Below are 20,124 nucleotides of genomic sequence, written 5' to 3'. Positions count from 1 at the left end.
CAGGCCGGGCGCGAGATGCGGGACGTAGGACGCACGAGGAGAGGGTAGCGATGGCGGGAGACGAGGCGTTGAAGGCGGCATCGCGCGCGCTGGCCGTGTCGCTGCCCGAGGACCTGCTGCCCGTGGATATCCGGACGCGGGCGATGTTCGGCGGATACATGGTGTACGCGACGGTGCTCGACGCTCCGGACGAGGATTTCGTCTCGAATCCGGACAGGGAGCGTGGCGTCGCGGTGATCAACGACGGGCACCTGTTCCTCAAGCAGAAATCTGAACTCGACGATCGGGTCGGAGAGATCGCCGAGCTCGCGCCCATGTACCCGGGCGGGGCGAACATGTGGCGGGTCGACGCCGCGCACCTCGATCCCGTGTCCGACGTGCTGCGTGAGCTGATCGTCGACATGTGGCGGATCGAGCCGAAGAAGAAGCCCCGCAAACCCCGCACACCACGTAAGCCGCGGGAGAAATAAGGAGAGGCCATGAAGTTCGAGATGCCCGGAAACTGCGGGAACTCCCCGCGCATGCAGACCGTCGCCGAGTTTGCTCGCGCGTGGGGAGAGGCAGATTCGGAATTCTTCGGCGAATGGTTTTCCGGAGAGCCGGAGTGGGCGGTGCTGCCGGGGGAGGCGAGCACGTCCGACGTCATGAATAACCTGCGCGGGGACATAGAGGAGCTGCAGATCCTCGACGTGGTGACGCACGGGAAGTTCGGCTCGGTCGACGGGACCGCGCGGACCAAATCCGGCGATCGTCTGCATTTCGCGCATTTCCTCGTGTTCACCTCGGCGGCGAAGAGCGGGAAGATCGCATCGATTCGTAGTTATCTCGTGGGCGCGTAGTTCTGATCCGGACGGCGTCGGGCGGGGCGGACGCGAGGGCGCGGACCACCCGGTAGTGCTGGGCCACGGCGAATGTCGGGCGAGAGGGTTACCGTGGGCGGCGTGAGTGAGAAGCCTCGGATTTCGACGTTAGGTGAGCTGCGTGCGGCGGGGTACGCGGCCAAGGGATTGCGCGAGGAGATGCGCGAGAATCTTCTCGCGGCGCTGGGCGCGGGCCGGGACCCGTGGCCCGGGATGCACGGATTCGAGCATACGGTCGTGCCGCAGGTGGAGAGGGCGATCATCGCCGGACACGACATCGTGCTCCTCGGCGAGCGCGGGCAGGGCAAGACTCGCCTCCTCCGCTCGCTCGTCGGGCTGCTCGACGAATGGACGCCGGTGATCGCCGGGTCCGAGCTGGGTGAGAGCCCATTCGAGCCGATAATGGCGGCCTCTATCGCGCGCGCCGAGGCAGAGGGGGACTCGCTCGGTATCGAATGGCGGCACCGTTCCGAGCGGTACGTCGAGAAGCTGTCCACCCCGGATACGTCGGTCGCCGACATGATCGGCGACGTCGACCCGATGCGCGTGGCCGAGGGACGAAGGCTGGGCGATCCGGAGACGATCCACTACGGGCTCATCCCGCGTGCCAACCGCGGGATCGTCGCGCTCAACGAGCTGCCCGACCTCGCAGAACGGATCCAGGTCGCGCTGCTCAACGTGATGGAAGAGCGGGACGTGCAGATTCGCGGCTACGTGCTCCGGTTGCCGCTCGACGTGCTCGTCGTCGCCTCGGCGAACCCCGAGGATTACACGAACCGCGGGCGCATCATCACTCCACTCAAGGACCGTTTCGGCGCGGAGATCCGCACGCACTATCCGCTCGAGATCGACGACGAGATCGCGGTCATTCGCCAGGAGGCGGAGCTCAGCGCGCAGGTACCGGAGGTGCTGCTGGAGATTCTCGCACGCTTCACCCGCGGGTTGCGTGAGTCGCCTGCGGTGAATCAGGCGGCCGGGGTGTCCGCGCGTTTCGCGATCGCGGGCGCCGAGACCGTCGCCGCTTCCGCGCGCCGCCGTGCCGCGGTCCGGGGAACCGACGGGGCGGTGGCCCGACTGGTGGACACGGAGTCCGCGCTCGACGTGCTCGCGGGGAAGATCGAATTCGAGCCCGGCGAGGAAGGGCGGGAGGCCGAAACCCTCGTGCACCTACTGCGCATCGCTACCGCGGAGGCTGTGCGCGAACACTTCGCGGGACTCGACCTGGGGCCGCTCGTCGACGCGTTTGACGGCTCGCTCCTCATCACCACAGGCGGTTCGGTGACGGCGCGCGAGTTCCTCGATTCGCTCCCCGAACTCGAAGAACCGGGCCTCTACGACGAGATCGCCGAGCGACTCGGCGCGACGAGCGAGGGGGAACGAGCCGGGGCGATCGAGCTCGCTCTCGAAGGTCTCTACCTCGCCCAGCGGCTGTCGAAAGACACTGGCGACGGCCAGACGGTGTACGGATAATTACGATGGCCAGGCCAGAACGACCTGCACGGTACGGCCGCTACCTGGGCGGCCCCGACCCGCTCGCCCCGCCGCTGGACCTCGGCGAGGCGCTCGATGCGGTGTCCGAAGGCGTGATGAGCGGGTACTCGCCGAAACAGGCGCTACGCGAATTCCTTCGCCGCGGCGGACGCGAACAGCTGGGGCTCGACGACCTGTCCGGCCAAGTGCAACAACGACGCCGAGAACTCTTGCGCCGGCACCGCCTCGGCGGCACCCTCGATGAGGTCGCGAAGCTCCTGGACAAGGCCCTACTTGCCGAACGAAGCCAGCTCGCCCGCGACGCACGCATGGATCCCACCGATCGCACGCTGCGGGAGATGACCATCGAGAACCTTCCCGAATCCACGGCTGGAAAAGTGGCCGGTCTCTCCGAATACGAATGGGCCTCGTCCGACGGCCGAGAGACGTACAAGCAGATCCAGGATCTCCTCGGCCGCGAGGCTCTCGAATCACGCTTCGCGGGGATGAAACGCGCGTTGGAGAACGCGGGCGAGTCCGAGCGCGAGGCCGTGACCGAGATGCTCGAAGACCTCAACGAGCTGCTCGAACTCCACGCCCGCGGCGAGGACACCGACGAGGACTTCGCCGACTTCATGTCGCGCTACGGCGACTACTTTCCGGAAAATCCGAAGGACGTGGATGAGCTCATCAATGTGCTCGCACAGCGGTCGGCGGCCGCCCAGCGCATGCTGCAGTCGATGAGCGAGGAGCAGCGCAACGAGCTGATGAACCTGTCGGCACAGGCCTTCGGCTCGGCGGACATCCAGAATCAGCTTTCCGCGCTGGATGCGAACTTGCGACGCCTGCGCCCGGACGAGGACTGGGACGGCGCGGCGGAATTCACCGGCGACGAGCCGGTCGGCTACGGCGAGGGCACGTCGGTGATGGCCGAGCTCGGCGAGCTCGATGCACTATCCGATCAGCTCGGGGACTGGGGGCCGGAGTCCCCGCTGTCCGAGCTCGACATCGAAGCGCTCGAGCGCCACCTCGGCCACGAATCGGCGGTAAGCGCGCGCACGCTCTCCGGGCTCGAGAAATCGATGCACGACTCCGGATACCTGCGCAGCAATGCCGAGGGAGATCTTCGCCTGTCACCCGCTGCGATGCGCAAGCTCGGGAAGTCGCTGCTGCGTGACGCCGCGACGCGGCTGTCCGGCCGCACAGGCACCCGCGACACACGCGCATCCGGAGCCGCCGGCGAGCAGACCGGCGCGAGTAGGCCGTGGCAGTTCGGGGACACCGAGTCCTGGAACGTGCCGCGCACCATTTCCAATGCGATCACCCGCACCGCAGGGGAGGGCGAGGATCCGCGCGAAGGGCTGCGATTGGCGCCGTCAGACATCGAGGTAAACGAGACCGAGGCGCGTACGCAGGCGGCCGTCGTGCTGCTCGTGGACACCTCGTTCTCGATGGTCATGGAGGGGCGCTGGGTGCCGATGAAGCGCACGGCGCTCGCGCTGCACCACCTCGTGAGCACGCGATTCCGCGGCGACGACCTCGAGCTCATCACGTTCGGGCGGTACGCGCAGCGGGTGGAGATCGGTGCGCTGCTCGAGCGAGACGTCGAATACGAGCAGGGCACGAACCTGCACCATGCGCTGCTGCTCGCGGGGCAGTTCTTCCGCAAGCATCCGACGATGCAGCCGGTGCTTCTCGTCGTCACCGACGGCGAGCCGACCGCGCACCTGGAACCCGGCGGCGAGCCGTGGTTCTCCTATCCGCCGGCGCGCGAGACGATCGCTACGACGGTCGCCGAGCTCGACCGGATCGCGCGCTTCGGCGCGCAGGTCACGTTCTTCCGGCTCGGCGAGAACCCGGGGCTCGCGAGATTTCTCGACGCTATGGCGCGTCGCGTGCACGGCACCGTCGTCGCGCCCGATCTCGAGGACCTCGGCGCCGCGGTCGTGGAGGAGTTCCTCAGCTCCCGGTTCGGCCCCGATTTCGGAGACATCGACTAACGGGCTCACGGAAGCCGACCGTACCGACACGCGACGAAGGAGCCCCGCCGATGGCGCGCACGACGCCGACCAAACCTCCGGTCATCAAGGCACTAACGCTTGGCGACCTCAAGGACGCCGACGCTGTGGAGCTCGGCGCCGGAGGTGACTATATGGACCTCGGGTTCTCCGGCGCAGATATCTCCGGACTCGACCTGGTGGGCGCGAACTTCGATGGCTGTGAGTTGTCGGGAATGACGGCGGACGGCGCGAAACTCTCGGACATCCGCGCCGTCGACACCCGGATCACGGGCGTAAACGCGCCGACCCTCAACCTGGCGGGTTCCTCGCTCGACACCGTGGTCTTCGAGGGGTGTCGTTTCGGGGCGATCGACATGGTGGAGGCGTCCCTGCGCTCTGTGCGCTTCACCGAATGCAAGATCGAGTGGATCAACCTGCGGGGCTCGCATCTTCGCGACGTCGAATTCGTCGGGTGCAAGTTGGGGGAGTTCGATCTCGCCGATTCGCGCCTCTCCAGGGTGCGGTTCGGCGAATGCGCGGTCACCGAATTGGACCTCGCCCGTTCCGAGCTTTCCCATGTCGATCTCCGGGGGCTGGAGGTCTTCGCTGTGCGTAACGCGGCCGACCTCGCCGGCGCGACTATGTCCGCGGAGCAGGTGGCGCAGATGGCCGAAGTATTCGCCGCGCACCTCGGAATCCATATTGAGAATTGACCCCGCGCACATCTAAAAGTGCTGGTCAATTTATCGGAGGGGTTGATTCCACACGCGTTCACCGTCTCGTGTTAAAAAAGTCACAGTTGGACGGTAAAGTATGATTTGTCAAGCTAAGGGGTGGCCGGACCAAAGGAGAGACATGGACTTTGTGAAGTGGAGCAAACGGCCGGCCGCCGGTGTCGGCTCCAATCGTAAGGGCATGAATGTCGTACGCGGGCTTGCCGCGCGTGCCACGACTCCTCTTCTCCCGGACGACTATCTCGGGTTGGTCAACCCGCTGTGGTCGGCCCGAGAATTGCGGGGCCGCGTCGTCAGCGTCGAGAAGGAAACCGAGGACACCGCGACGGTGACGATCCGCGCGGGATGGGGCTTTCCGGTCAATTACACCCCCGGCCAGTACGTCGGCATCGGAGTACAGATCGGCGGGCGTTGGCATTGGCGTTCCTACTCGCTCACATCGTTGGGGGAGTCCGGCGACAAGGTCATCTCGATCACCGTGAAGGCGAACCCGGACGGCTTCTTGTCCTCCCATCTCGTCGACGGGGTCGCGCCGGGGACGATCATCCGTCTCGCCGCGCCAAAGGGGGATTTCCACCTCCCCGAGCCGGTGCCGGACAAGATCCTGTTCGTCACCGCGGGAAGCGGCATCACTCCCGTGATCGGGATGCTCCGGTGGCTTGCAGCTCGCGGCGATCTCCCCGATATCGTCCACATTCATTCCGCGCCGACCCGCGAGGATGTCATCTTTCGCGAGGAGCTGGAAGCGCTCGAGGAATCGCCCGGCGGTTACACGTTGGTCCTCCAGCTCACCCGTTCCATGGGCAAGTTCGATGTGGCTCGCCTCGACGATGCCGCCCCGGATTGGCGGGAACGCGAGTGCTGGGCGTGCGGCCCCGTGGCGCTGCTCGACGACCTCGAAAACGAGTTCGAGACGCAAGAGTGTAGGGATCAGCTCCACGTCGAGCGGTTCACCATCGCCCGCACGGATCACGGCGGTGAGGGAGGCACGCTGACCTTCTCGATCTCCGACAAATCCGTGACTCTGGACGGTGCGACCACGATCCTCGAGGCGGGCGAAGAACTCGGCATCCAGCTTCCCTTCGGCTGTCGAATGGGAATCTGCCAAACCTGCGTCGTCCAACTCGCGAGCGGTTACGTCCGGGACTTGCGTACCGGCGAAGAGCGACGCGAGGGCGAACGCATTCAGACCTGTGTCAGCGCCGTGTCCGGCGAGTGCACCATCGATCACTAGGAGGCAAGACATGGCCATTACCGACATCGACGAGTACGCCCACCTGACCGAAGAGGACATCGAGAATCTCGGCGCCGAACTCGCGCAGATTCGCAAGGACATCGAGGAAAGTCGCGGGGAAAGGGATGCGAAGTACGTGCACCGGGTGATCGCCTGGCAGCGCGGGCTCGCTGCCGCCGGCCGCGCGAGCCTGTTCTTCAGCAACTACAAACCCGCATGGCTCGCGGGAACCGCGATGCTTTCGGTGGCCAAGATCCTCGAGAACATGGAACTCGGCCATAACGTGATGCACGGGCAGTGGGATTGGATGAACGACCCCGAGATCCATTCCTCCTCGTGGGAATGGGACAACACCTGCCCGAGCGTGCAGTGGAAGCATTCGCATAATTTCGTCCACCACAAGTACACCAACATCGTCGGGATGGATGACGATGTCGGATACGGGATTCTGCGCGTGACCCGCGACCAACCGTGGGAGTGGTGGAATATCGGTAACTCCTTCTACAACCTCCTACTGGGAACGTTCTTCGAGGTCGGTGTTGCGCTGCACCATGTCGAGGTCGCCAAGTTGCGCGAGAAGGAGAAGACCTGGCGTCAGGCGTTCAAGGACCTGGGCATCATCGGCCAGAAGGTGGGTAAGCAGGCCGCAAAGGACTACCTCATCTTCCCTTTGCTCGCCGGACCGAATTGGAAGAGCACGATCACGGCGAACTTCACCTCCAACATCGTGCGCAACTACTGGTCATACATGGTGATCTTCTGCGGGCACTTTCCCGACGGTGCGGAGAAGTTCACGATGGAGGAATATGAGGACGAAGACCAGGCGCGCTGGTACCTGCGTCAAATGCTCGGTTCGGCCAACTTCCATGCCGGTCCGGTGATGCGTCTCATGAGTGGCAACCTCAGCCACCAGATCGAGCACCACATGTATCCGGACCTGCCGAGCAATCGGTACGAGGAGATCGCGGTCCGCGTGCGCGACATCTGCGAACGCTACGACCTGCCGTACACGACCGGCTCGTTGCTCAACCAGTACTGGCAGTCGTTCCGCACGATCGCGAAGCTGTCCGTGCCCAATGCCATGCTAAAAGCCACCTCGGACGATGCCCCCGAAACCGCATCGGAACTCCGGTTCGCGATTCTCGAGGGCATGAACTCACACTTCGGCGTCGACCCGGCAACGGGGAAGCGGCGCGGCCTGCGCACGGCGCTCCGGGAACTGAGAAACGCGCCGGTTCGCGCGGCGAACTAGCGGCCGACCGAAGCGCTCGCTCGTCGGCGTCGGGGACCGCCGGGCTCAGACGTCGACGATTTCCGATTCTGCCGGCAGCTCTGGGGCGCCCGGGTGGCGGAACGCGAGCGGGAGCCCGTTCGCGTTCCGCCAGTCCGTGGAGTCGGTGACCTGAAGATGCACGTGCGGTTGCGTGCTGTTTCCAGAATTCCCACAGCAGGCCACCTGCTGCCCGGGCTCGACGAAATCACCATCGCGCACGCACACACTGCCGCGTTGCAAATGCGCGAGCAGGACGAAGGGCCCCTCCCCGGAAATGTCGATCACGACATAGTTGCCGGCCAGACCATGCACTCCTTCGCGCAATCGTTGCGCCTGGGTGAGTAGATATGGCACGAGCGTGAGTTGGGACCGCCGGGCGACATGGTCGTGTGCGCCGTCATACGATTCGACGATGCGGCCTGCGATCGGCGCGTTGACCGGGGCGCCGAAGCCGACGAACTTCTCCGGTGGTTCCGTGCCGAGCGCCGAGCCGAGGGATAACGGCGCGCCCCTATGGTCGTCCCCCACGGCGACGAAATCTATCGCGTACGTCGAGCCCATGAGATCCGTGCCGTGGCTCGGGATCCGGCGCGCGGGGCTGTTCCGGGCGAGCCAGCGCCCGGTAAACGGATACGACAAGACGAGGGGATCGGCGGAGGAGAGAGGCACCACTCCATAGTGCCCATGGCCGGGATACACCGCCGGAAACGACGAGGGACGTTTCGGTGAACGATTAGGCGTCGAAAGCTCGTAGCTCCCGCCGATTCAGGAACCGGGGAAGAGGAGCTTGGCGATCTCCGAATGCCGCGGCGGCTTATGTATCGGCGCGAGATCCGGGATAGAGGTGCCCTCGGTGTACACGTGTTCCTGCAGGTAGGGCACCGCGAAATCGAGTCTGCCGTGCTGGGGGCGATACATGACGCCGGCGGACACGAGCGCGGTGAGGGTGTTGTTCGCCGTCTGCTCGGTCCAGCCTAGGCGCTCGCGCACCGTGCGCGCCTCGGTGGGTAGCTCGAACTGGGCTGCCGCCGTGAGGTATTCGCGCTGGCGCTCGGTAAGCCCCTTGAGCGCCGTCCAATGCAGTTGTTGGCGCATGTGCTCGCGAAACCGCGGAATCGCAGTCGTCACGTCGTCGACGTCGACCGTTGCAGCGTCGCCCGCCTCGCGCTCGGACACCGAATCCCACAATTCTCGGCCGAAAAGCTGGATGAGGTGCGGGTTCGACTGCGTCACCTGGGCGGCGAGATCGGCGGCGTCGTCGGAGATGCGGCGTCCGGCGTCATAGAACGGGTCGAGCAGCGCCGTGCGCGTGTCCGGCAAGCCGAGAGGTCCGAGCTCGATGGATTGAGCGCGGCGCAGGAACGTGGTGCGCGGCTCCTCGAGAAGGGCGTGGACATTCGGTGGCAGCCCGGCGCCGACGAAGACGATGGGGAAGTTGTCGCGGGTCAGAGTCTGGGTCACCGCGGCGATCTCGGCGAGGTCCTCGAGCGCCTGGCGATGCATTTCGTCGACCGTGAGCAGCACGCCGGTGGGCCTGCCGGTCACGGCGGCGGCGGTGTCGACGAGCTCGCGCAGCCGCGATTCCAGCGTCGGCTTGCTCGGATGGATTTTCGTGCGTGTCGTCGAGATCTGCCCGACCGAGGCGATCTGCACGCCGGTGACCTGCGCCCGCTCGCTCTTTCCGCCTTCGAGCGTGCGGAGCATCTCGGGAATCTCGGTATGGATGATCTTCTCCACGAGAGTCGAAGACGCCGTCGTGGAAAGGGGGAGCCAGCCCTGCTCGAGCGCCGCGTCGACGGCCAGGCTGAGCAGCACGGTCTTGCCCATTCCGCGGTGCCCGCGGAGGAGGAAGTGCTCGCCGCCTCCGTCGACCATCGCATCGGTGATCCGGCCGATATGGATATCGCGCCCCGCGACGATCGGAGGCATCCGGCCGAAGCCCGGCCGAAACGGGTTGGCCTGCCGCCCGGGTGCGGCATTCGCGGTGCTCATGGACAGACCTCCCGATGACGCCGGACGCCGGATTCGCGCAAGCGATGCATGTATCGCAGTGTAGCCGCTACAGATGCTGTGGAGATGTGTATCTCGGTGTACGGCTCCGGGGCGCCACCTTCTCGATCAGAGTTCGACGACGAAGTATTGCGAGCGTGAGCGGCGTTCGGGATCCCACTCGTACAGCCTGGGCCCGGGTTCGACCTCGGCCTCCCTCGCGCCGATCTTGCGCATTGCCGCGCGCGAGCGGACGTTGGCAACGTCGGCACGCAGCCGCACGGCCGTAAAACCGTGCCGGGCAAGGGTGGCGAAAAGCGCGGCCTTGACCTTCGCATTGGCGCCGGTTCCGCGCGCCGTGAGGGACAGCCAGGTGTAGCCGACCATGCAGGTGCGCTCCGCAAGGTCCCAGTTGTAGAGGCTTGTACTGCCGAGCGGTTCGGCGGCGTTCCACACGCCGTACGTCACCCGCGGGGCGTCCTCGGCGAGGAACTGGGCAAGGCGCCCGCCCCCTGCGGGGATGGAGGTGAAGTAGTAGAACGTCTCTCGGATCGACTCGGGCGGCACCACTCCGTCGATCTCCTCGACGTCTGTGGCGTCCCCGCCGTGCTCGGGCGCGCGCAGGCGACGCAGCTCCAGCCCCTCGGCGGGGATCAGGTCGGGAAAGTCGATGGACGGAGAGTCGGACATGGCGCGAATATTACGCGCGCGGCGGCATCGGCGCGCCGATCTCTCCCGAGTCCCGGCGCAGCACGCGCAGCGAATCCTGGACGGCGACCTCGGTAAACTGCCCCGTCGCCAGAGCGCGCTCGTAGATCTCGAACGGCGGTCGGCCACCGTCCGCGGGATCGGGGAACACGTCGTGGATGAGCAGCGCTCCGCCGACCTCCACCCACGGCGCCCAGCCCTCGAAATCCGCGTGGGCGGCGGCCTCCGAATGCCCGCCGTCGATGAACACGAAGCGCGCTGGAGTCGACCACACCGACGCCGCCGCGGGCGAGGAACCGACGAGCGGGAGGACGGTATCGTCGAGCTGCGCATCCCAGAGCGTATGACGCAGGAGACCGAGGGTCTCGATGCGGCCGGTGTGCGCGTCGACGAGCTCGGCGTCGTGGTACTCCCAGCCCACCTGGTGTTCCTCGGAGCCGCGGTGATGATCGACGGTGACGATTCGGGCGCCGGCGGCGCGCGCGGCCTCCCCGAGCAGCACGGTCGAACGACCGGCGTAGGTGCCGATCTCCACGCCGACAGCGGGACGGGGGCCCTCGCCGGCGCCGACGAGATACGAGTAGGCGATCTCGTGCAGCACCCGCCCCTCGTCGAGCGGCATGAAACCCTTCGTGGACTCGAAGACGTCGAGCGCGGACTGCGGGATGGCGGGAGCGTTCATAGATTCCAACCTAGCCGGTTGCCGCCGCATGGCCTGCGACGGCGGTACGGTTGGAGACATACTTTCCGAAGGAGGCGAGGATGTCCCAGCCCGTCGCGCAGGCGCCGCAGGCGCGCGGCGATGCCGCCCTGCGTATCGCCAACATGTCCGCCCGCCGAGAAGACCGGGCGGGCGCGATGCGCGACTTCATCGCCGGGTCCCAGTTCGATGTGCTGGCGATGGACTTGCTCTCCGACGTCGCGATGGTGCGTCTCGCGGAAGAGGTATCCGTAGGTGGGGACGGCTTCGAGACCACCTTCCTCACCCAACTCGAATACGCCGTCGACATGGTCGCCGGTCGCGGCGTCACGATCGTCACCAACGCCGGCGCGCTCGCGCCCGAGACGCTCGCCGCGAAGGTGAGCGAGCTGTTGGCGGCGCGCGGAACGGACATCGCGGTGTCGTGGATCGATGCGGGGGAGTGCACTCCCGACCAGCTCGCCGGGCAGGTTCCCGCGGGCGAGCCGGAGCCGAAGGTCGCGACCGTTTCCTACGGCGCCTTCGGCATTGCGCACGCGCTCGACGGTGGCGCGCAGATCGTCATCACCGGGCGCGTGTCCCGGGAGGCGCTGGTTCTCGGCGCCGCGATCGCCCACCATGGCTGGACGCGTGACAATCTCGACGCCCTCGCCGGCGCCGTGGCCGTGGGGCATGTCATCTCTGGCGGGCCGGGCGCGACGGGCACCTCCCGCGGTTCGACCGATCAGACCCGCTCGGCGATAGACCCTGTCGCCGGGGGTTATCCCGTCGCCGAGATCCATGCCGACGGAACCGCCATCATCACTAGGCACCCCGGCGCGATGGGGTCGGTCACCGTCGGCACCGTCACCGATCAGCTCCTCGACGGGATCGGCGGGGCCCGGTATCCCTCGCCGGATGTGGTCCTGCGTATCGACAGCATCGCGATCGGCCAGGAGGGCTTCGATCGTGTCGTCCTACGCGGCGCGCGCGGAGAGCTACCACCGGATGCGCAGGCAGTCGTGTTCGTGTGGGAGACCGGGGCAGGCGATGATGCCCTCGTGCGCCGAGAGCTGCGCTGGCTCTCCAGGGAGCTTTCGACCTGCGTCGTCACGCATCCCGACGGCTCCGGTGAGCCCGTCGGCGGTCCGTTGCGCACCGCTGCGGTGGGCAAGGGCGACGCGCGCGACGCGCTGACCCTCGTGCCGGAACTCGACGCGACGGTCCCTGGCGGCCGCACCCGTCCCACCGCTCTCGGCACGCTCGCGGGCGTGCGCGTCGGTGCCGTCGGGGCGGGCTGCAATATCGCTATCTGGGTGTGGGACGACGCCGCGTTCGCGTGGTTGCGCGAGGCCTTCGACATCGCCGCGATCGAGTCGGCCCTTCCGGCCGTGTCCGGCTACGTCAAGAAACGCTACGAGCTGCCGAACCTGCGCTCGGTCAACTTTGTGGTTGACGGCGCGGCGCCGGAAATCATCTCGCGCACGATGGCCTCGATCGGCGACGAGCTGCGACGCGCCGACGTCGACGTTCCTGCTGAGATGCTCGAGGTCAGTCCCTAACCGGAGGCTGCGTCCGCGGCCGCACCTGCGTCCGACCCGTCGCCGTCTTCGCGTGGCCAGTTCCCGACGCGGAACACCCGCCCCCACTCGTCGACGAGCCGCGCGCAGGCGCGCGCCGGGGAGACTAGGAAAATACCCGAGTAGCCGCCCTCCTCGACGCGCATGGCGATCCGTTCAGCTTCTGCCTGGCTGCCTGCGCGGATGGCGATCTCGCGCCAGTCGCTGTTCGGCGAGCGCGGGTAGAGCGTGGTGGAAAAGATCTCCTGGTCTGAGTACGTGGGTGCGTGGTGGCCTCGCGTGGCGAACATGGATCCTCCTCGATTGCCGGTGCACCGCCGGTCGCGGGGTGCTGTTATCGAGAATGAGCGGCGCCGCATGGATGAACCTACGACGCCGCTCAGAGTTCGCTGTGCGCTACAGCGAAGCAGCTCCGATCACGCCTCGTCGATCATGTCCAACACCTGCTGGCGCACCTCGACGCGGCGGATCTTGCCCAGTTGGTCCTCGGCGAGCTCGTCGAAGGCGAAGAAATCGCGCGGTACCTTGTAGCGGGTGAGGTTTTCTCGGCAGTGCTTCTTCAGCGCGTCGACATCGAGCGTCGCACCGTCTGCGAGGACAACCGCGGCGACGACCTTCTCGGAGCCGTCGTCCTTGGGAACCCCGACCACGGCGACCTTCGCGATGGAGTCGACCTGCGCGATGACATCCTCGACTTCCTGCGGATGAACATTGAATCCGCCGGTGATGATCATCTCCTTGACGCGGGAGACGATCTTGATGAAGCCATCGGAATCCATGACCCCGACGTCTCCGGTGCGGAACCAGCCGTCGACGAACGACTCCTCGTTCGCCTCCGGTCGATTGAGGTACCCGCCGAATACCTGCGGGCCCTTCGCGATGATCTCGCCCTCCTCGCCGATCCCGACCTCAACGGTCGGGTCCTCGGTGCTCACGAACTTGATGTCGGTATCGGGAATCGGCAGCCCGATGTAGCCAGGGCGACGGTCCTCGTTCGCCGGATTGATGACGAGAATCGGCGAAGTCTCCGACAGCCCGTAGCCTTCGATGAGCACGCTTCCCGTCGTGTCCTCCCACCGCTCGATGACGTCGGTCGGAAGTGAAGCCGCACCGGAGAACGCCGCGCGCACGTTATCCAGCGCGTAGCCCTTGGACTCGGCGATATCGAGGATCGTGTTGTAGAGCGCTGGCACGCCGGGCACCCACGTGAGCGAGTGTTTCTTCAGCGTGTCGGTGAGCAGTTCCTTGGTGGGCGAGGGCAGCAGCACGATCTGACCGCCGATGAACGGCGCGAGGGTCATGTTGAGCGTGAGGCCGTAGGCATGGAACATCGGCAGCGCTGCGAGCATGACGTGCTGGATGTCCTCGCGCAGCGTGGGCACCCACGCGATGCCCTGCTTGACGTTGGCGCGCAGGTTCTCGTGGGTGAGCGGCACACCCTTCGGCTTGCCCGTGGTGCCGGAGGTGTAGAGCATGAGCGCCGCCGCGGACTCGGACACTTCGGCGGCCTTCGTGACCTTCTTGCCCTTGCGCACCGACGCCTTGTCCATGAGCTTGTTGAAGTCCTCGTGCCGCGGCGCGTGCTCGCTGAGCTGGGCGCGCATCTTGCGCAGTGGCGGCAGCGGAAGCGCGAGCGGGATCCGCTTCGACAGCGGCATCTCGGCAATGAGGTCGACCGCGATGATCGTCTCGACGGGAGCCTCGGATGCGACCTTGTCGATGACGTCGGCGGCCTTGTTCCATACGACGGCGACCTTGGCGGCATGGTCCTGGAATGGTGCGGTGAGCTCGGCGGCCGTATACAGCGGGTTGTGTTGGACCGCGCACGCCCCCAGCGACAGCGTCGCCCAGAACGCGATGACGTTCTGTGGGCTGTTGGGTAGCACGATCGCGACCGTGTCCCCGGAGCGCACGCCCTTGGCGTGGAGGACCGCGGCGAAGCGGTGCACCTTCTCGCCGAGCTCGCCGTACGTGGTCGACTTGCCGAAGAACGACAGTGCGCTGCGCTTGCGGTACTTCTTGACCGCCTCCCCGAACGTGTCGACAAGGGTGTCGTGGCCGTAATCGAGATGCAGCGGCACCCCGTCGGCGTACGAGTTCTTCCAGATCTTGTCGGTGGTGTCGGCGATCGTGCTCACAGGCGATCCTCCAGGGTGCTCTAGGCGGATGTGGTTCTTCGTTCTATATCCGACAACGTACCTGTGAATTCCCAGATAATGCGCCTCGTTAGATCGCGCGACGAAGCGCGCGAGCGGCCTGCGTTGTGTGCACTAATCGGAGGCCGCATCCGTGGCAGCGTCCCATACCGTCTGCCATTTTGCCGCCAGTGAGTCGATGTTCTCGTGGGCATTGAGCCCGCTGGGCTGGGGGACCGCCCACAATCGCACGCCGCCCGGCCAGCCCCCGATCGCCGTGGTGTCCTGTTCGCCGAGGACGGCTTTCCGGTCGTCGAAAGCCACCCGGAACGCGGTGATTCCCGCGACCGCGACGACATCGGGGCGTAGCTGCGGCAGTCGCTCCACCAGTCGGCGGCCGCCCGCTCGCAGTTCGTCCTTGCTTAGTTCGTCCGCGCGCGTCGTCGCCCGTCCGACGAGGTTGGTGATTCCGATTCCGCGGAGCGCGAGGTGGCGTGCGTCGTCATCGGACAATCCCAACGAGGCGTCGATCTGGTGCCCGGTCAGGCCTGCGCGGTGGAGGGATGGCCAGAAACGGTTTCCGGGCCTGGCAAAGGGGCCGTTGACGGCGGCCGTCCACAACCCCGGATTGACCCCGACTATGAGCATGCGCAGCCGGGTCCCGGGTGCGGGAAGAACGTCGTCGATGGCGTCGGGGTTCGGCGTGGCGAATGCCGGCAGGTCGGCGTTGGTGGGCTTGCGCCCTCCCATCGGGGAGGGGCGGCGTGGGAGAAATGGTTCTGACATCGCTTCCATGGTGACACGCGATCGCGCAGGGGAGGCCCAATAACGGTTAGTGCTAATTCACTGGAATCTCGGCACCGTGGGCTGTAATGTGGCGCTCATCACGTAGAAGCACAGACTTTCGTCAAAGGAAGGCACTCATGGCCGAGCTTCGCAGGGTTACCCATTACATCGACGGCAAGCGAGCAGAGGGAGGAGGCGGCCGCGAGGCCGAGGTGCTCAACCCGAGCGTGGGGCGCGCGCAGGCGCTCGTCCCGCTCGCTTCGAGGGCGGAGGTCGATGACGCCATCGCCCGCGCCGCGAAGGCGCAACCCGGCTGGGCAGCGACCAACCCGCAAAAGCGCGCCCGCGTGCTCATGCGCTTCGTGGACCTCGTCAACGCCCATGCCGACGAGCTCGCCGAGCTCTTGTCGATCGAGCACGGCAAGACGGTGCCCGATGCGCATGGCGATATCCAGCGCGGCCTCGAGGTCATCGAGTTCTGCATCGCCGCCCCGCACCTGATCAAGGGTGAGTACTCGCAGGGCGCAGGGTCGGGAATCGATGTGTACTCGATGCGCCAGCCCCTGGGTGTCGTCGCCGGGATCACCCCGTTCAACTTTCCGGCGATGATCCCATTGTGGAAGCTCGGGCCCGCGCTGGCCTGCGGTAACGCGTTCATCCTCAAGCCGTCCGAACGGGATCCTTCTGTTCCCGTCCGGCTGGCCGAGCTGCTCACAGAGGCGGGCCTGCCCGACGGCGTGCTGCAGGTCGTGCACGGCGACAAGGAGGCGGTCGATGCGATCTTGGAGAACGAGACCGTCCAGGCCGTGGGCTTCGTCGGCTCGACGCCGATCGCGCAGTACATCTACACGGAGGCCGCTCGCAACGGCAAGCGCGCCCAGTGCTTCGGCGGCGCGAAAAACCATGCGATCGTCATGCCCGATGCCGACCTCGACCAGGCCGCCGACGCGCTGGTCGGCGCAGGGTTCGGCTCCGCCGGCGAACGCTGCATGGCCATCTCGGTGGTCGTGCCCGTCGGCGAGAAGACCGCCGATGCCCTCGTGGAGAAGATCGCGGAGAAGACCCGCGAACTTCGCGTGGGCCACAGCCACGATTCGAAGGCCGACTACGGTCCGCTCGTGACGTCGGAGGCACGCACTCGCGTGGAGAACTACATCGCCGCGGGCGAATCCGAGGGCGCCACCGTGGTCATCGATGGTCGCGGTGCCGGAGCCGCCGACGCCGAGTTCGAGGGCGAATCACTGGGGGAGGGCTACTTCATCGGTCCCACACTCTTCGACAACGTCACCTCCGACATGTCGATCTACACCGACGAGATCTTCGGCCCGGTCCTCTCGGTCGTCCGCGCCGAGGACTTCGAGCAGGCGCTCGCGCTGCCGAGCGAACACGACTACGGCAACGGCGTGGCGATCTTCACCCGCGACGGAGACACCGCGCGCGAATTCGTCGACCGCGTGCAGGTGGGCATGGTCGGCGTCAACATGCCGATTCCCGTGCCGATCGCCTACCACACCTTCGGCGGCTGGAAGAAGTCCGGATTCGGCGACCTCAATCAGCACGGCACCGAGGGAATCAAGTTCTATTCGAAGGTCAAGACCGTGACCCAGCGGTGGCCGTCCGGCGTCAAGGAAGGCGCCAGCTTCGTCATGCCGCTCATGGACTAGCGACCCACTCGCGTCACAGTAACGTCAAGAAAGGGGACCCGTTCCCTCATGCCAGTGATGACCCCCGACGAGCAAGCGATCGTCGACGCGACCGCCGAGTTCGCGCGCAAGCGCATCGCCCCCAAGGCCCTCGAATGGGACCTGGACAAGCACTTTCCGAAGGACGTGATCCGCGAATCCGCGCACATGGGCGTGGCCGCGATCTACACGTCCGAAGAGCATGGCGGCTCGGGGATGCGTCGCCTCGACGGCGTGCGCATTTTCGAAGAACTCTCCCGCGGGTGCGCGGCTACCGCCGCCTATCTGTCGATCCACAATATGTGCACGTGGATGATCGACGAGTTCGGCACCGACGCCCAGCGTGCCGAGTGGATCCCGAAGTTGGCAACGATGGACCTGTTCGCCAGTTACTGCCTCACCGAACCCGGGGCCGGCTCGGACGCGGCGGCACTGAGCACGAAGGCCGTGCGTGACGGCGAGGAGTACGTGCTCACCGGGACCAAGCAGTTCATCTCCGGTGCCGGGGATAGCGATCTCTACGTAGTCATGGCGCGCACGGGAGACTCCGGGCCGAAGGGGATCTCCGCGTTCCTTGTCAGCGCGGATATGCCCGGCGTCGACTTCGGTCCGAACGAGAAGAAGATGGGCTGGCACGCGCAGGCCACCCGACAGGTGATTCTCGAGCAGGTACGCGTCCCAGCGGCCAATCTCATCGGAGAGACCGAGGGGACCGGGTTCACCATCGCGATGCGCGGACTCAACGGCGGCCGTATCAACATCGCCGCCTGCTCGCTCGGCGCCGCGACCGAGGCGTATTCGAAGGCCGTGAACTATGTACGCGAACGCGAGGCCTTCGGCCAGACACTCGCCGACCAACCGACGGTCCGTTTCGCGCTGGCCGAGATGGCGACCAAGCTGGAAGCCTCTCGACAGATGTTGTGGCGCGCCGCCCGCGCCCTCGATGACAAAGACCCCGACCACGTCGAGCTGTGCGCCATGGCGAAGATGTTCGTCACCGAGACCTGCTGGGACGTCGCCGACCAGGCACTCCAACTCTTCGGCGGTTATGGCTACCTGCACGAATACGGGGTGGAGAAGATCCAACGCGATCTGCGAGTCCACCGCATCCTCGAAGGAACCAACGAAATCATGCGCATGGTGGTCGGCCGGACCGTCGCCACGCGCGGACTGGGAGCATGATGAGCACGATCGCATTTCTCGGACTCGGAAACATGGGCGGGCCCATGGCCGCAAATCTCCTGGCCGCAGGGCACGCCGTGCGCGGCTTCGACCCCGCGCCCGCGTCGCTTGAGGTCGCCGTTTCCGCGGGGGCGACCGGATGCGACAGCGCCGCCGACGCTGTGCGCGGTGCCGACGTCGTCATCACGATGCTGCCCAACGGCGCACTTGTCTCCCAGGTCTACGACGAGATCCTCGGTACGGCCACCGACGGCGCATTGTTCATCGACAGCTCCACTATCTCCGTCGACGATGCCCGCGCGACCGGCGAACGCGCCCGCGCCGCCGGTTTCGCCCACATCGATGCGCCTGTGTCCGGTGGGGTCAAGGGCGCCACCGCGGGGACGCTCGCATTCATGGTCGGCGGCTCGGACGAGGAGTTCTCTCGCGCGAAAGAGGTCCTCGAGCCGATGGCCGGCAAGATCGTGCACTGCGGCATTCCCGGCTCGGGGCAGGCCGCGAAGCTCTGCAACAACATGATCCTCGCCGTCCAGCAGATCGCAGTCGGCGAAGCCTTCGTGCTCGCCGAAAAGCTCGGCCTCTCCGACCAGGCGCTCTACGACGTCGTCACCGGCGCGACCGGCAACTGCTGGGCGCTCGAGGTCAACTGCCCCGTCCCCGGACCCGCCCCGTCGTCCCCGGCGAACAACGATTTCCGCCCGGGCTTCGCCGCCGGGCTCATGCGCAAGGACCTCGGCCTTGCGATGGACGCCGTCGAATCCGCCGGCACGACCGCGCCGATGGGCGCTGCGGCGGCCGCGATGTACAGCGAGTTCGCCGAGGACAACGCCGACAAGGACTTCAGCGCGATCATCGGCAAGCTCCGCGGATAGAAGAATAGAGAACATGTCCACGCAAACCCACTTCCGACCCAGCGACTCCGAGGCGCTGGGCGCCGCCTTCCGCGAGCTGCACAAGCGCAGCGAATTCGACGTCGTCTTCGGCGGGGAATGCGTCGAAGGATCCGTCGCGCTCGACAACGTCATCGGTGGGCGCAGCCAGGCGCTGCGAGAAGTCGAGGTGGAGAGCGGGCGCGGGCTCGGAGGCCGGGTGCTCAAGACCCGGCGCCCGGCCGAGGTTCGCGACTACGAAAACTGCGACGCCATCACGACGCACTACCGCCACGCCGTCAATCGCGAGGGCCTGCGCACGATCATCGCCATGCCCGTCGTGGTCGGTGGGAGAGTGCGCGCGATGCTCTACGGCGGCCTGCGCGCGGTATCCTCGCTAGGCGACGCCACTCACAAGGTGTTCGCGGGCGCCGCGAACAGCCTCGCCATCGAATACCGGGTGCGCGACGACGTCGACCGGCGCCTGTCCATGGCCGAGGTGGCATCGGCGGAGGTCCGGCACGGGCTGGAATCGACCGACCGTGAGCGCCTGCGCCTGCTCCACGGCGAGCTCCACGCCATCGCCGCCGAACTCGGCGACAACGACCTCGGGCGCAGAATTCTCGCCGCCGGCGACTCACTCGTCCGCGTCGGAATGGGGCAAAGCGCCGCAACGTGTGACGCAGGCGCACCACCGGGAATGACGTCGGAGGGTCGCAAATTGTTGTCCCCGCGAGAAATCGCCGTCCTCAGCCAGGTGGCGCTGGGTTGTTCGAATGCGGAGGTCGCGGTGCGGCTTTCGCTGTCCCCGGACACGATCAAGACCTACATGCGCAACATTTCCGGCAAGCTCGAGACGCGTTCTCGGATGGAGTCCGTGGCCCGGGCGCGGCTGCTCGGTTACCTGCCGTAAACCCTCTACTTTCGGGTTTAAAAACTGTGG

Annotated in this window: 19 protein-coding genes; 12 read left to right on the top strand and 7 right to left on the bottom strand. The window is 66.4% G+C overall.

The features are described 5' to 3' along the window. Positions 1–50: 50 nt before the first annotated feature. From BJL86_RS12235 to BJL86_RS12205, 7 genes are all read left to right on the top strand, one after another. A complete protein-coding gene (locus BJL86_RS12235) occupies positions 51–470 on the top strand; it encodes a hypothetical protein (protein ID WP_067472869.1) in 420 nt (139 codons plus the stop codon). A gap of 9 nt (positions 471–479) precedes the next feature. After that, entirely contained in the window at positions 480–839 is a 360-nt protein-coding gene (locus tag BJL86_RS12230; RefSeq protein ID WP_067472866.1) for a nuclear transport factor 2-like protein, read from the top strand. 72 nt (positions 840–911) lie between these two features. Further along, complete coding sequence (locus BJL86_RS12225) at positions 912–2,330, top strand: sigma 54-interacting transcriptional regulator (RefSeq protein ID WP_197487548.1); 1,419 nt, start codon at positions 912–914, stop codon at positions 2,328–2,330. A 5-nt stretch (positions 2,331–2,335) separates the two neighbouring features. Continuing rightward, positions 2,336–4,330 carry a vWA domain-containing protein gene (locus tag BJL86_RS12220; protein WP_067472863.1) on the top strand — a complete coding sequence of 665 codons (1,995 nt, stop codon included), beginning with the start codon at positions 2,336–2,338 and terminating at the stop codon, positions 4,328–4,330. Positions 4,331–4,380: 50 nt separating this feature from the next. Then, entirely contained in the window at positions 4,381–5,043 is a 663-nt protein-coding gene (locus BJL86_RS12215) for a pentapeptide repeat-containing protein (RefSeq protein WP_067472860.1), read from the top strand. 142 nt (positions 5,044–5,185) lie between these two features. Then, positions 5,186–6,298, top strand: coding sequence for a ferredoxin reductase (locus tag BJL86_RS12210; protein WP_067472857.1), 1,113 nt, complete (start codon positions 5,186–5,188; stop codon positions 6,296–6,298). A 10-nt stretch (positions 6,299–6,308) separates the two neighbouring features. Next, positions 6,309–7,550 (top strand): fatty acid desaturase family protein, encoded by a 1,242-nt coding sequence (locus BJL86_RS12205; RefSeq protein WP_067472854.1) that lies wholly within the window; start codon positions 6,309–6,311, stop codon positions 7,548–7,550. 45 nt (positions 7,551–7,595) lie between these two features. On the opposite strand, the gene BJL86_RS12200 is transcribed toward BJL86_RS12205, so the two are convergent. The 4 genes from BJL86_RS12200 to BJL86_RS12185 all read right to left on the bottom strand — a co-directional run bounded on the left by BJL86_RS12200 (position 7,596) and on the right by BJL86_RS12185 (position 10,950). Next, positions 7,596–8,240 carry a M23 family metallopeptidase gene (locus BJL86_RS12200; protein WP_197487547.1) on the bottom strand — a complete coding sequence of 215 codons (645 nt, stop codon included), beginning with the start codon at positions 8,238–8,240 and terminating at the stop codon, positions 7,596–7,598. 96 nt (positions 8,241–8,336) lie between these two features. Then, on the bottom strand, positions 8,337–9,563 hold the full coding sequence (locus tag BJL86_RS12195) for an ATP-binding protein (RefSeq protein WP_067472848.1): 1,227 nt from the start codon (positions 9,561–9,563) through the stop codon (positions 8,337–8,339). 126 nt (positions 9,564–9,689) lie between these two features. Then, a complete protein-coding gene (locus tag BJL86_RS12190; RefSeq protein ID WP_067472845.1) occupies positions 9,690–10,250 on the bottom strand; it encodes a GNAT family N-acetyltransferase in 561 nt (186 codons plus the stop codon). Positions 10,251–10,260: 10 nt separating this feature from the next. Further along, entirely contained in the window at positions 10,261–10,950 is a 690-nt protein-coding gene (locus BJL86_RS12185; protein ID WP_067472842.1) for a class I SAM-dependent methyltransferase, read from the bottom strand. Positions 10,951–11,030: 80 nt separating this feature from the next. On the opposite strand from BJL86_RS12185, the gene BJL86_RS12180 reads away from it, so the two are divergent. Beyond that, the gene (locus tag BJL86_RS12180; protein ID WP_067472839.1) at positions 11,031–12,509 is read left to right on the top strand and encodes an acyclic terpene utilization AtuA family protein; all 1,479 of its coding nucleotides are present in this window, start codon (positions 11,031–11,033) and stop codon (positions 12,507–12,509) included. On the opposite strand, the gene BJL86_RS12175 is transcribed toward BJL86_RS12180, so the two are convergent. The 3 genes from BJL86_RS12175 to BJL86_RS12165 form a co-directional block, all read right to left on the bottom strand. Then, positions 12,506–12,817 (bottom strand): hypothetical protein, encoded by a 312-nt coding sequence (locus tag BJL86_RS12175; protein ID WP_067472836.1) that lies wholly within the window; start codon positions 12,815–12,817, stop codon positions 12,506–12,508. The two genes, BJL86_RS12180 and BJL86_RS12175, sit on opposite strands and share 4 nt — an antisense overlap. Before the next feature lie 126 nt (positions 12,818–12,943). Beyond that, a complete protein-coding gene (locus BJL86_RS12170) occupies positions 12,944–14,665 on the bottom strand; it encodes a long-chain-fatty-acid--CoA ligase (RefSeq protein ID WP_231887155.1) in 1,722 nt (573 codons plus the stop codon). Between the two features lie 132 nt (positions 14,666–14,797). After that, positions 14,798–15,448, bottom strand: coding sequence for a mismatch-specific DNA-glycosylase (locus BJL86_RS12165; RefSeq protein ID WP_067472832.1), 651 nt, complete (start codon positions 15,446–15,448; stop codon positions 14,798–14,800). 137 nt (positions 15,449–15,585) lie between these two features. On the opposite strand from BJL86_RS12165, the gene BJL86_RS12160 reads away from it, so the two are divergent. From BJL86_RS12160 to BJL86_RS12145, 4 genes are read left to right on the top strand one after another with little or no spacing between them, the layout of a single operon-like run. Beyond that, positions 15,586–17,112, top strand: coding sequence for a CoA-acylating methylmalonate-semialdehyde dehydrogenase (locus BJL86_RS12160; protein ID WP_067472829.1), 1,527 nt, complete (start codon positions 15,586–15,588; stop codon positions 17,110–17,112). Between the two features lie 48 nt (positions 17,113–17,160). Then, entirely contained in the window at positions 17,161–18,312 is a 1,152-nt protein-coding gene (locus BJL86_RS12155; protein WP_067472826.1) for an acyl-CoA dehydrogenase family protein, read from the top strand. After that, the gene (gene mmsB, locus BJL86_RS12150) at positions 18,312–19,184 is read left to right on the top strand and encodes a 3-hydroxyisobutyrate dehydrogenase (protein WP_067472823.1); all 873 of its coding nucleotides are present in this window, start codon (positions 18,312–18,314) and stop codon (positions 19,182–19,184) included. The genes BJL86_RS12155 and mmsB overlap by 1 nt, the downstream gene beginning before the upstream one ends. Positions 19,185–19,197: 13 nt before the next feature. Then, the gene (locus BJL86_RS12145; RefSeq protein ID WP_067472820.1) at positions 19,198–20,094 is read left to right on the top strand and encodes a LuxR C-terminal-related transcriptional regulator; all 897 of its coding nucleotides are present in this window, start codon (positions 19,198–19,200) and stop codon (positions 20,092–20,094) included. Positions 20,095–20,124: the final 30 nt, after the last annotated feature.

The organism is Dietzia timorensis (assembly GCF_001659785.1).
GTDB lineage: Bacteria > Actinomycetota > Actinomycetes > Mycobacteriales > Mycobacteriaceae > Dietzia > Dietzia timorensis.
Note: the sequence above shows the minus strand (reverse complement) of the source record. Positions and strands in the feature narration are given on the sequence as shown.